General features: G+C 60.8%; 12 protein-coding genes. 5 read left to right on the forward strand and 7 right to left on the reverse strand.

Going from position 1 to position 11691, the window contains the following annotated elements; translation table 11 throughout:
- The first annotated feature begins 54 nt into the window (after positions 1 to 54).
- From odhI to KBX07_RS01765, 4 genes are all read left to right on the forward strand, one after another.
- Positions 55 to 483, forward strand: coding sequence for an oxoglutarate dehydrogenase inhibitor Odhl (odhI, locus tag KBX07_RS01750; protein WP_005290211.1), 429 nt, complete (start codon positions 55 to 57; stop codon positions 481 to 483).
- 12 nt (positions 484 to 495) lie between these two features.
- Entirely contained in the window at positions 496 to 1224 is a 729-nt protein-coding gene (locus KBX07_RS01755; RefSeq protein ID WP_255994898.1) for a MerR family transcriptional regulator, read from the forward strand.
- Between the two features lie 4 nt (positions 1225 to 1228).
- Positions 1229 to 1825 carry a bifunctional nuclease family protein gene (locus KBX07_RS01760; protein WP_255994899.1) on the forward strand — a complete coding sequence of 199 codons (597 nt, stop codon included), beginning with the start codon at positions 1229 to 1231 and terminating at the stop codon, positions 1823 to 1825.
- 120 nt (positions 1826 to 1945) lie between these two features.
- On the forward strand, positions 1946 to 2521 hold the full coding sequence (locus KBX07_RS01765) for a MerR family transcriptional regulator (RefSeq protein WP_321207014.1): 576 nt from the start codon (positions 1946 to 1948) through the stop codon (positions 2519 to 2521).
- Positions 2522 to 2589: 68 nt separating this feature from the next.
- Here the strand turns inward: KBX07_RS01765 and KBX07_RS01770 are convergent, their stop codons facing one another.
- Genes KBX07_RS01770 through gndA form a run of 6 tightly spaced genes read right to left on the reverse strand, consistent with a single transcriptional unit; the run spans position 2590 to position 10028 of the window.
- On the reverse strand, positions 2590 to 3987 hold the full coding sequence (locus tag KBX07_RS01770; protein WP_255997696.1) for a vWA domain-containing protein: 1398 nt from the start codon (positions 3985 to 3987) through the stop codon (positions 2590 to 2592).
- 33 nt (positions 3988 to 4020) lie between these two features.
- Positions 4021 to 4881, reverse strand: a complete 861-nt coding sequence (locus KBX07_RS01775; RefSeq protein WP_255997694.1) for a 3-methyladenine DNA glycosylase — start codon at positions 4879 to 4881, stop codon at positions 4021 to 4023.
- Positions 4878 to 5927: a hemolysin family protein gene (locus tag KBX07_RS01780; protein ID WP_255994901.1), complete on the reverse strand. Its 1050-nt coding sequence runs from the start codon at positions 5925 to 5927 to the stop codon at positions 4878 to 4880. Before KBX07_RS01780 ends, KBX07_RS01775 begins: the two co-directional genes overlap by 4 nt.
- Complete coding sequence (locus KBX07_RS01785; protein ID WP_255997693.1) at positions 5924 to 7306, reverse strand: hemolysin family protein; 1383 nt, start codon at positions 7304 to 7306, stop codon at positions 5924 to 5926. Before KBX07_RS01785 ends, KBX07_RS01780 begins: the two co-directional genes overlap by 4 nt.
- Positions 7307 to 7317: 11 nt before the next feature.
- Positions 7318 to 8544, reverse strand: coding sequence for a DEAD/DEAH box helicase (locus KBX07_RS01790; protein WP_255997692.1), 1227 nt, complete (start codon positions 8542 to 8544; stop codon positions 7318 to 7320).
- Between the two features lie 26 nt (positions 8545 to 8570).
- The gene (gene gndA, locus KBX07_RS01795; RefSeq protein ID WP_255997690.1) at positions 8571 to 10028 is read right to left on the reverse strand and encodes an NADP-dependent phosphogluconate dehydrogenase; all 1458 of its coding nucleotides are present in this window, start codon (positions 10026 to 10028) and stop codon (positions 8571 to 8573) included.
- A 121-nt stretch (positions 10029 to 10149) separates the two neighbouring features.
- On the opposite strand from gndA, the gene KBX07_RS01800 reads away from it, so the two are divergent.
- Positions 10150 to 10587, forward strand: coding sequence for a PaaI family thioesterase (locus KBX07_RS01800; protein ID WP_255997689.1), 438 nt, complete (start codon positions 10150 to 10152; stop codon positions 10585 to 10587).
- Between the two features lie 8 nt (positions 10588 to 10595).
- Here the strand turns inward: KBX07_RS01800 and KBX07_RS01805 are convergent, their stop codons facing one another.
- Positions 10596 to 11669 carry a magnesium and cobalt transport protein CorA gene (locus tag KBX07_RS01805; protein WP_005290189.1) on the reverse strand — a complete coding sequence of 358 codons (1074 nt, stop codon included), beginning with the start codon at positions 11667 to 11669 and terminating at the stop codon, positions 10596 to 10598.
- Between the last annotated feature and the right edge of the window lie 22 nt (positions 11670 to 11691).

Below are 11691 nucleotides of genomic sequence, written 5' to 3' on the forward strand. Positions count from 1 at the left end.
ATGGGCGTGAAGTTGAATAACGATTGACATCCGTCGAAAGCGTCAGGAGAAGACATGAGCGAGAACACCGGTACGCCGGAGGCACAGGTAGAAACCACTTCGGTATTCCGTGCCGATCTTCTGAAGGAGATGGAGACGGGAGCTACCGCCTCTGACAACGTCGGTGGCGTGGAGGGCCTGCCGGAAGGCGCAGCCCTCCTCGTTGTGAAGCGTGGCCCGAACGCGGGTGCCCGCTTCCTGCTGGACCGTGACACCACCACCGCAGGCCGCCACCCCGAGGCAGACATCTTCCTCGATGACGTGACCGTGTCCCGCCGTCACGCTGAGTTCCGCCGCAATTCCGGCGAGTTCGAGGTCGTCGACGTCGGATCCCTTAACGGCACCTACGTCAACCGCGAGCCGCGTAACTCCCAGGCGCTGTCTACCGGCGACGAAATTCAGATCGGTAAGTTCCGCCTCGTTTTCATCTCTGAATCCGAGTAATCTTTCTGCACAGTGACCGCGATCCGGAAAACCCAACAACAGGCACCCCAACAAGCAAAGAAGACGGGGAACAAGACCATGTCCATCGGCGTGGTCATCCAACGCCTGCGCGAAGAATTTCCGGATGTCACTGTGTCGAAGATCCGGTTCCTCGAATCGGAGGGGCTGATCAGCCCGGAGCGCACAGAGTCGGGGTACAGGCGCTTCACGGAGGCTGATATTGATCGCCTGCGCTACATCTTGGTGACGCAGCGGGATAACTACCTGCCGCTCAAAGTCATTCGCGAGCAGCTTGAAGCCATGGATTCCGGAGACGTCGTCGTGGTCTCTGAGCAAGTCATTTCCTCGGAGAGCATCGGCGCGGCGAAGGCGACGCGCCTGACAGACAAAGACGTGGCCGTACAGGCGCAGTGCGAGCAGTCCTTCGTAACGAAGTGCATCAATGCTAGATTGATCGTCCCGGACTCGAGTGGGCTGTTCTCCGCCGATGACGTACGGATTGTCAGCACGGCAGCTTCGTTGGCTGAATTCGGTCTTGATGGACGCCACCTGAAAGCCCTTCGCAATGCTGCAGGCAGGCAAGCGGACATGGTGGCAAAGGTCGTTGGCCCTGTTGCGAAGTCGGGTAAAGCCTCCGCCAAGCAGGAAGCTGACGAGCTCGGGCAGCAGGTGGCCTCACTTGTGGTGTCTTTGAACTCTGCCTTGGTGAAGGACGAGCTGCGCCGCGGGCTAGGGGCGTAGGCCTATGACCTCTGTTCCCGTCACATTTTGCGGGGTTTTTCCCGTCGGCCCGGAAAGCTTCCTGTGTGCACTGCTCCTGTGGGAGGAGCGCCGTCGTTTCGTCCCGGTGTGGTTGCCGCCCGTCGGTGGGGCGCAGCTCATTGGACGCATCGGTGACTGGGAGCCCACGCGCCCCGACACCCATGATCTGCTGCTCGATCTCATCGAGCAGTCCACCGCCGGCATTGCTGCTATTGAGCTGACTAATTATCACAACGGCGTGTTCATGGCGCAGATCACGATGGAAGACGGTGCCGAGTTCGATTGCCGCCCGACGGACGCGTTTGTCCTATCCGTCATGCTGGATATGCCGATTGAGGTTGATGAAACTGTCTGGTCGCAGTCGTCATTGTGGCTGTCAGCGGAGGATGCGCTGGATTACTTCGACATTGAAGTCGATGACGAAGCGGTGCCAGCCGGATCTGATTCTGCCTCTGGTGATGCCAAGGCAGACGCTGATTTTCAGCAACTGATGCGCGATCTCGGAGTATCAGAGCAGGACCTCGGATTCGAAAGATCCGATGTTAAAGATGTGACTGAAGATGACAGTGGGGAAGAGTAACTCTAAAGTTAAAGTTGAGCTTGAAGTTACGGCGTGTCGGTGTCCCTGGTCTTGACCGCAGCTTAAGCTTGGCTTTAAATAACTAGTGCGCCCTTCTCTAAACATCATGGGAGTAATTACGTGAGTATCTTCGACAGTCACGACGACATCGACGCCCCTGTCCAGGAAAGCCTGTTTGACCTCGGGCCGTCGGATGAGGTTGGCTACCGCGTGCCCATCGCATGCCAGGTGGCCGGCATCACGTACCGCCAGCTGGACTACTGGGCGCGCACCGATCTGGTGAACCCCTCCATCCGAAACGCCACAGGCTCCGGCTCGCAGCGTCTCTACTCCTTCACTGACATCCTCGTCCTGAAGATCGTCAAGGGCCTGCTGGACACTGGCATCTCCCTGCAGAACATTCGCCTCGCCGTGGACAACCTGCGTGACCGCGGCATCAACGAGATCTCCGAGATCACCCTCGTTTCCGACGGCGCCACCGTGTACGAGTGCCGCAGCAACGACGAGATCATCGACCTGCTCGGCGGTGGCCAGGGCGTGTTCGCCATCGCTGTTCCGCAGATCGTCAAGGAGCTCACCGGGACCATTTCGGCGTTCCCCTCCGAGCGGATCGGCGGCGACGCTGTCGCAGAAGAGTCCGACAACGTCGTCGCACTCGATGAACTGGCTGCCCGCCGGGAGCGTCGCAGCTCCTAAGTTCAATTGAAGATACATTAAACCCTGCTGGATGACCTCCAGCAGGGTTCTTTTTTATGTGGGGAGTTCTAGAGTCCTACTGCCTCGCGGATAGCGGAATCGACTGGGGAAGAGAGGTCAGTGGAGGAGGTTGCTGCGTCGATAAGCATCTGGTCTTTTGGCGCGGCGCCAACGTGCACGACAGACAGTTCAACTCCAGCTGCACGAGCGTGTGCGATAGCCGGTGTCACGTCAGCGTCGTCGACGGTGCCTGAGGTAATCAACATCACTCGGATGGGAGTTTCAACAGACTCCGCGTACTTCAGCGCGGCTGCGACGGCTTCACGGGTGCGGGGGGCACCGGCATTGATGAAGCCTTGTGCGGCGGCACCGATCTGCGCGCCATCGTTGGTGAACTCCACGTTGCGGCGGAAGCCCTGCGTGATGCCGGGGTTGAGCGGCGAGGAGTAGTTCCACAGCGCAACTTGGCGCCCAGCGTCTGTAAGTGAAGTAGCCACCGCTCCAATGCTTTGGGCCACCGGTTCCGCGAAGTGTGCCATCTGATCAGAGGTGTCCAGCAGGAACAGGGTGTCAATCGGTTCACCGATCTCCGTCGGCGCTGGTTCGTGCTCCTGCGCCGCTGTGGAGATGCGTTCTCCACCGTTGGGACGGGCAGCGGCCCAGACCGACTCAGCGATGGCCGGGAGCTGAGAGTCGTTGCCGTACTGTTCACTCGCAAAGTCTGCGAATGCTTGAGCCGCTCGAGTTTGGTCCTCTGTGACCGCGTCTGTCGTATTCAGCGGGATGGCAGAGTAGACCACAGAGGTATCAGCTAACGGGCTGAATGTGAATCCGTTGGGGACGTTGGATTCATCGCTGGCAACGAAGCGGGTGGAGTTCACGGTGTCGGATGCGGCAGTGCCCACCCGCTGTTCGGTCAGTGCGGCAACGGCAGCGTTATCGTTGTCAGCTACAGCGGAGGCGACAACTGCAGATGCTTCGGGCTGCTCATCGGTGGGGAAGTCCACCTGTTTGATGTCCACTGTGGCCGGATCGATCTCATTAGGCCCGGCAAGTCCGACGACCGACGAATACACGGAGGCGGGCTCGTTGGTCGTGGCACTGCGTTGTGCATGCGCGATCTCCTGGTGGGAGATCGGTGTGTTAGGCGCAATGTATACAGCGGCCTCGCTCAGGTTCTCCACGTAGACAGGCTGAACACAGTAATCGCGGACTACAGGCTGGGAGTTGGCGTAGGCGTTGATCACCTCGCGGGCCACGCCTTCTGACGACGCAGCGACGGGCAGGGCTAACTCACCAGACACGCACTCGGGCGCGGCTTGGTTCCCGCCCGCTTTGCCACGATGCGTTCCCCACACCACCCCCGCAGCCGCAACCGCAAGCATAATGAGGGCGAGCAATACGAGGAACGCAATTGCGCCCTTGGACAGGGCGTAGTTGTTCTTGCCGTTGGAATGCCGAGCCATGGTCTGCCTTTCGCAATAGTTACGATAGACAGCTTATCGGGTAAATGCAGCGTCAAGAAGCTGAAGCAGCTGATTTCGCAAAGGTTCCGCTCGCGCAGAGAACTCGCGCTGCTTCGCTACGTACTCAGCTTTGCCCTCCGGCGTCTCAATCGGGACAACCCCGAAGCCGAGCGTGCGGCAGTCATACGGAGAGGCCTCCATGTCCAGCAGTCGAATATTCATCGCCAGCTCCAGGCAATCCAGCATGAGGTCACCGGGCACAAGCGGGCCCATCTTGGTCGCCCATTTGTACAAGTCCATGCCTACGTGAAGGCATCCGCACTGGTCATTCGCGGGGCGGGTGGCAGAGTCAAGCACGGTCAGATTGAGCGGTTTCGCGGGTGGAGTGAAAAAGCGGTACGCGTCAAAGTGCGTGCACTTCAGATCGTGCTGCTTGACCACGTCATCTGTGCCCCGTTGCCCCAACCGCAACGGAACGTCGTGACGGGGTCGCCCGGTGTTGTAGACCATGGCCCATTCGTGCAAACCGAAGCAGTCGAACTGCGGGCGGTTGTGATCAATAGCGCGCAACAGAACCCGAATATTTTCCATATCGGACCGCCGGCGGGCGAGGAACGATTCGACGTCGAGGGTGACTGTTCCGTCAGGGCCGCGCTGGTAATCGCGCCATGAAGTGTGAGGGGCATCGGACGCGTCGAGAAGCTTCGTGCCAAGGCCCGGGTGCCAGCGCGTGAGGTGCGTGGGGCGAACAGGGTAGTAGTCGAAGAGGAAATCCCAGATCGGATGCTTCTCACCACGGCTGCGCCGCGCTATGTGCGGATCGACCCACTGTCGGGCACGCTTCTCGTGGGTTTCAGCGAGTTCGCTCCACTCCTCACGCGCGAGCGAGATCATTGCTCATGGGTCCAGTCGGTCACGGTGCCCACGTACTCCTCGATCAGGTCCTCAAGCGCGAGAACACCCACTAGCTCACCGTTGTCGCGGACCTGGGCCATGTGAGCGGAGCGACGGTGCATTGCGGTCAACGCGTCGTCGAGGCTGCCGGAGCCGTCGACAATGCTCAAGCGACGGACGCGGTTGTACGGGATGACCGGGCTCTCCATCTCCGAGTCGAGGAGGTCGAGGACGTCCTTGACGTGGATGTACCCGAGCAGTGCGCCATCGGTGCCCTCCACCGGGAAACGCGAGTATCCGGTCTCACGGACAGCGTTTTCAAGGACGCGCAGAGGAATCCCTTGCCGGGAGTAGGGGATGGTCACCAGCTTGTCGATGGGGATCATCACCTCCTGCAGGCTGCGCGACTCGGACGACAGGGCAGAGGCAAGGCGGGTGGTCTCCTCTTCGTCCAGAAGCCCCTCCTGCCGGGACTCCCAGATCATGTTGGCCAGCTGCTCCTGGTCCACTGTGGCGTCGAGTTCGTCGCGCTGCTCAATGCCGAAGAGGTAGAGCGTCCAGCGGGCGATCTCGTTCAACGCGAAGATCAAGGGCCGGGTCAGCTTCACCCAGACATCCATCACCGGCGTCAGCCACACAGCGAGCGTTTCAGGCCCGGCGATCGCGATGTTCTTCGGGATCATCTCGCCGAAGATGATGTGGAGGATCGTGATGATGAGCAGGGCGATGACGAACGAGATCGGGTGCAGGAGGTTCTCCGGCACTCCGATGCTGGTGAAAGGATCCTCCAAAAAATGCGCGATGGCAGGTTCGGCGACCTTACCCAGAATGAGCGAGGCGAAAGTGATGCCGAACTGAGCGCCGGCCAAGTACAGCGACAGATGCTCCGTGGCTTCCAAAGCGCGCCGTGCGCTGGTCTTGCCCTGCGCGATCATGGATTCGAGGCGATCGCGTCTCGACGAGACGAGCGCGAACTCCGTGGCCACGAAGAATGCGTTGGCAGCTAGCAGGGCGATGATGAGGATGGTGGCAGTCCAGATGCTCATGAATGGTACCTCCCGATCTCATCGGAGGAGATTGGCGTCAGAATGGCTTTGTCCAGTCGACGGCCCTCCATGATGGACACGCGAGCCAGCCAACGGCTGGCGTTCGCTTCCTCGAGCTCCTCCGAAAGATCTTGGGCAGGGTGGGGGAGAACCACAGTATCGCCGACAGAGGGGACTTGGCCGAGCGAGGCCATGATCAACCCTCCAAGAGTTTCATACGGCCCGTCAGGGGCGGTGTAACTGATCCGCTCCGTCAGTTCGTCGAGACGTACAAGGCCGGAGACTTCCCACGACTTTCCGAAGCGCTGGAAATCGCGCTCGGACTCGCGGTCGTCGTACTCGTCGTAGACTTCGCCGAGGATTTCTTCGACGACGTCTTCAATGGTGACCAAGCCCTGGGTGCCGCCGTACTCGTCCGCAACGAGCACAACCTGTGAACCGGCGGAACGCACTTGATCGAGAACAGCATCTCCGTCGAGTGTGCCGGGGACGTAGCTGACCGGCTTGGCTAGATCGCCTACCCGCGTCGTGGCGCGTTGGTCTCGGGCGACCGAGAACGCGTCTTTGATGTGAACAAGTCCCACGGTGTCATCCAGGTCACCGTTGCGGACAGGGAAGCGGGAGTGGCCGGATTCCATCGCCAACGAGATCAAATCGTTCACCGTATCCGAGACATCGAGGGACTTGACCGTCGACCGCGGCGTCATGACCTCTTCCGCGGTGGTCTCGCCGAACTGAAGGGAGCGGTCAATCATGCGGGCAGTCTGCTCATCCAGTCCACCCGCTTCTGCGGAGCTGCGGACCATAGCACCCAGCTCAGGGCCAGAGCGGGCGGAGGCGAGCTCATCTGCCGGCTCAATCCCGAGCTTGCGCACGAACCAGTTTGCCGATGCATTCATCGCCTTAATGAACCACTTGAACACCGTGTTGAAGGCATTGACGGGCGGCACGACGAAACGGGCCGTGGACAACGGCTCAGTAATCGCGATGTTCTTCGGTACCAGCTCGCCGAACACCATGGACAGTGTCGTTGCCACGACGAGGGCGAGGATGAGGGCGACGGCGCTCGAGGCGGACTCACTGAGCCCAACGAGCTCGAGCGCGGGGCCGAAGAAGCGAGCCAGCACCGGCTCTGCAAGAAAACCAGTCGCAAGAGTAGTCAGCGTGATGCCCAGCTGCGCCCCCGAGAGGACGAAAGAGAGGTTGCTGTGGTCGCGTTGAACGGCCAGAGCGGTCTTATCTCCCTTCTCCTGCACATGGTTGTCCACGGTTGAGCGCTCCATGCCGGTGAGCGCGAATTCGATGGCGACAAACAGACCAGTTGAGGCCGTGAGCAGCACAAACCCTAGAAGGGCGAGTAGAGAGATAAGAAGATCCATAGGTGGTGTTGTCAGTGCCGTTTCCCGCGGGAGCGCTTGGTTGTCTGCGGTTGGCCGGGCGGCGGAAGCGGGCGGCCGTGAGGCTCCTGCGCGCCCGTAATCTTAACTAACTCGCCGGACATCGGGGTAACGCGGACCTTTTGCGCGTCCACGCCCGCTTTGCGGAGCAGTTGATCGACTTCCTTGCGCTGCTCGTCCATGACCAAGGTCACCACAGTGCCGGACGTGCCTGCGCGGGCGGTGCGCCCGGCACGGTGCAGGTAGGACTTGTGCTCGGCCGGCGGATCGATGTGGACGACCAAGGACACGTCGCTGATGTCAATACCGCGTGCAGCGATATCGGTTGCGACCAAAACAGGAACAGACCCGTCTGTGAATCCTTCGATAGCCCGGGTGCGTGCGCCCTGGCCCTTGTCACCGTGGAGCGGTTGAGCCTCAATGCCGACGCGACGGAGCTTCTTCACCTGCCGGTCCACGCCATGCTTCGTGCGCATGAACATGATGGTCTTGCCCTCGCGCGCGGCGATGAGCGGCACGATCTCGTTCCTGGACTCTCGGCTGCCCACCAGCAGCTGGTAGTGCTGCATCGTGTCCACGGCAGCCTGGGCAGGGGCCGTCGAGTGCGTCACAGGATCCGTCAGGTACCGCTGCACAAGCTTTTCCACGTCACCGTCCAGCGTCGCCGAAAACAGTAGGCGCTGGCCGTTTTCAGGTGTGGCGTCGACAAGCTTGCGGACCTGGGGGAGAAAGCCCATGTCGGCCATCTGGTCAGCCTCGTCGATCGCTGTGACGGCGACGGAATCGAAGCTGAGCTTGCCCTGGTTGATCAGGTCCTGAGCGCGTCCGGGCGTAGCGACGAGCAGGTCCACTGGCGCTGCAAGCGAACGAATGTGGTTGTTGATGTTCACCCCGCCCACAACCTCGAGCACACGCAGACCAACGGCAGCAGCAGGATCGTCGAGTCGCTGTCGGATCTGCGCTGCGAGCTCACGGGTGGGGGCGAGGACGAGGCCGCGCGGGTGGCCGGGTTTGGACGGGGAACCGGCGAGCAGCGCCAGCATCGGTAGCCCGAAGGCAAAAGTCTTACCCGAGCCCGTCGGCCCGCGCCCGAGCACATCCCGTCCGTCGAGAACAGCGGGGATCGCCGCTTCCTGGATTGGGAAGGGTTCCTCGATTCCTTGTTTCGTGAGAACGTTGACGATGGGGCGGGGCAGGCCGAGATCAGAGAATGTGGGCATCGGATGAAGTGTACAGCCCTACCGGGCTAGTACGTGATTTCCTCACGCTCACCGGACCACGTGGTGTGGTAGGTGCCCTCCATGTCCACGCGCTTGTAGGTGTGGGCGCCGAAGAAATCGCGCTGGCCCTGGATGAGAGCAGCCGGTAGGCGCTCCGCGCGCAGCGAGTCGTAGTAGGACAGGCTTGAGGCGAACACCGGGATCGGCAGACCCAACTGGGTGGCAATGATGACCACACGACGCCAGGAATCGACAAGGCCCTTCTCCAGCTCAGACTTGAAGTAAGGGTCGAGCAAAAGCGACGGCAGCTGCGGGTCGTTGTTGTACGCCTCGGTGATGCGGTTGAGGAACTTCGCGCGGATAATGCAGCCACCGCGCCAGATCGTCGCGAGGTCTTGCGGCTTAATGCCCCAGCCGTACTCCTGGGAGCCAGCGTTGATCTCGTCGAAGCCCTGCGCGTAGGCCACAAGCTTGGAGGCGTACAGGGCGCGGCGGACATCTTCAACGAACTGCTGCTTATCGACGCCGAGCGTCTCTAGCAACGTGACCTCACCCGACGGCAAACCCGTGTCCTGGACGGCCTGGCGTTGCGCCAGCGCCGAGGACAGGGCGCGGGCGAAGACGGCCTCCCCAATGCCCGTTGTGGGCACGCCAAGGTCGAGTGCTTCCTTCACAGTCCAGCGGCCGGTGCCTTTCTGGCCAGCGGCGTCGACAATGACGTCCACCAGCGGCTTGCCCGTCCTCGCATCGACCTGGCGCAGCACCTCTGCAGAGATCTCGATGAGGTACGAGTCCAGATCACCCTGGTTCCACTCGGCGAAGATGTCTGCCATCTCAGCCGGCTCGATGCCCGCCGCGTAACGCAGCAGGTGGTAAGCCTCGCCGATGACCTGCATGTCGGCATACTCGATGCCGTTGTGGACCATCTTCACAAAGTGACCAGCACCGTCAGGGCCGATGTGAGTCACGCACGGCACGCCATCGACTTCAGCAGCGATGGATTCCAGCAGAGGACCGAGGGTCTCCCACGACTCTTTCGGGCCACCCGGCATGATCGACGGCCCCTTCAAGGCGCCCTCCTCGCCACCGGAGATGCCCGCGCCGACGAAGTGGCGGCCCTTCGCTGCGACCTCTTTCTCGCGGCGGATGGTGTCGGTGAACAGAGCGTTTCCGCCGTCGATAATGATGTCGCCATCGTCCATGGCCTCAACGAGCTGATCGATCACCGCGTCAGTGCCAGCACCGGCCTGCACCATGATGACCGCCTTGCGCGGACGCTCCAGAGACGCAACGAAGTCCTCAATGGACTCCGAAGGGATGAAGTTGCCTTCGTGGCCGTGCTGCTCCATGACAGCCCGGGTCTTCTCAGGTGAGCGATTGTAGATAGCTACCGTGTGGCCGCGGGAGGCGAAGTTGCGGGCCAAGTTGGAGCCCATCACAGCCATGCCCACGACGCCGATCTGCGCAAGATTCTCGTTAGTCATGCCCAAAGCATACGCAGGCCAGTCGGTCCTACGCAGGCGATGGGCCATATAAGAACCCTTTAAATACAAACAGATCTATAACCGCGCACGCGATCTAGTTTCGTTGGTAAAATCTCTGGCCATGGAGATGGATTTCAGCAAACTCATGGAACTACGCGACCGTCAGCTCACCGACGACGAACTGGCATACCTGAACGCTCACCACGTCGAATTCGACAGCTTCATCGGGCTGCACTTCACCGCTTTCGGCCCGGAGAAGATCACCGCGACGGTGGAAGCGGATCCGCGCCACCACCAGCCCGCCGGCCAGGTCAACGGTGGGGTGTTCTGCGCCATCGGAGAGAGCGTGGGCTCTTACGCTGGGTACGCCGCCGCGGGCGCGCCCGTTGTGGGCATGAACAACAACACGGATCTGATCCGCAGCGTCACCTCCGGCACGATCGAGGCTGAAGCATCGCCCGTCCACCTGGGCCGGCGCACCCAGATCTGGCGCATCGAGATGAAGCAGGAGGGCAAGATCGTCGCGATCACCACCCTGCGCACCATGGTGATGGCCTAACAGCTGGGTTAGAGCCAGTTGTTGCGGCGGAACCACCAGTACATGGCCACGATGGAGCCGAACATCACCACTAAGACAACCGGATACGCATAGCGCCACGACAGCTCTGGCATGTACTCGAAGTTCATGCCGTAGATTCCGGCGATCATCGTCGGAAGGGCCGCCATACCCACCACGGCTGAGATCGTGCGCATGTCGGAGTTCTGCTGCATGCTCACCTTGGCCACGGACGCGTCGAGAAGCGAGGAAAGCCGCTCATCGAATCCGTTGACGTTGTCGGTGACAATCATCGCGTTATCCTGCACGTCACGCAGGTAAGAGCGGATCTGCTTGCTCAACAGGTCCTTGTGCAGGTTCAGTCCTGTCTTCAACGCGGGACCCAGCGGGTCAATCGCGTGGCGCATCTCCAAGATCTCACGCTTGTAGGAGTAGATCTTGTCGATGTTGATCTGCCGGCGCGGAGTGAAGACTTCGTTCTCCAGCTCATCGACGTCTTCGCGGAGGAAGGTCGTGATCATGGCGTAGTTCTCTACGACGTGGTCTGCGACCTTCCAGGCGACGGCAGCGGGTCCCAGCGCGGAAATCTCCGGGTCTTCGACAAGCTCCTGAGTGAGGTTCGGAAGCTCCGCGTTGTGGCGGATTGTGATCACGAAGTTCTCGCCGATGAGCATCTGCACTTCACCGGTCGAGATGATCTCGCGCAGGTCAGTGACCTCTTCGTCGTCGCGGTACTCAATCGTGCGGATGACCAGAAACAGCTGATTGTTGTAGCGTTCCACCTTCGGGCGTTGGTGGGCGCTCACGGCATCTTCCACAATGAGATCGTGAATGCCGAACTCTTCGGCGACCTTCTCCATCTGCTCCACGTTGGGCTCGCGGAGGGACAACCACACGTAGCCGCTCTCAGCTTCATTCACTTTCTTGAGAGCGGTGGAGTAGTGGCAGCTGCCAGGTTCAAGTTGACCATCCACAATCACGCGGCAGAAGTCGATCGAACGTTCCACCGGGACAGGGATAGGTTTCTGGGTCGCCTTTTCTGTCTGCTTCGACTTTCCCAGGGAAAGCGGGTTCTTCGGTACCAAGGCAACCCCCTTTGGGCAGATC

The sequence above is a fragment of the Corynebacterium sp. CCUG 70398 genome (assembly GCF_024454055.1).
GTDB classification, from domain to species: domain Bacteria; phylum Actinomycetota; class Actinomycetes; order Mycobacteriales; family Mycobacteriaceae; genus Corynebacterium; species Corynebacterium genitalium.

Coding starts and splice junctions, on each gene's coding strand:
- odhI (WP_005290211.1), top strand. CDS start 55: ATGAGCGAGAACACCGGTACGCCGGAGGCACAGGTAGAAACCACTTCG.
- KBX07_RS01760 (WP_255994899.1), top strand. CDS start 1,229: ATGACCTCTGTTCCCGTCACATTTTGCGGGGTTTTTCCCGTCGGCCCG.
- KBX07_RS01770 (WP_255997696.1), bottom strand. CDS start 3,987: ATGGCTCGGCATTCCAACGGCAAGAACAACTACGCCCTGTCCAAGGGC.
- KBX07_RS01775 (WP_255997694.1), bottom strand. CDS start 4,881: ATGATCTCGCTCGCGCGTGAGGAGTGGAGCGAACTCGCTGAAACCCAC.
- KBX07_RS01780 (WP_255994901.1), bottom strand. CDS start 5,927: ATGAGCATCTGGACTGCCACCATCCTCATCATCGCCCTGCTAGCTGCC.
- KBX07_RS01785 (WP_255997693.1), bottom strand. CDS start 7,306: ATGGATCTTCTTATCTCTCTACTCGCCCTTCTAGGGTTTGTGCTGCTC.
- KBX07_RS01790 (WP_255997692.1), bottom strand. CDS start 8,544: ATGCCCACATTCTCTGATCTCGGCCTGCCCCGCCCCATCGTCAACGTT.
- gndA (WP_255997690.1), bottom strand. CDS start 10,028: ATGACTAACGAGAATCTTGCGCAGATCGGCGTCGTGGGCATGGCTGTG.
- KBX07_RS01800 (WP_255997689.1), top strand. CDS start 10,150: ATGGAGATGGATTTCAGCAAACTCATGGAACTACGCGACCGTCAGCTC.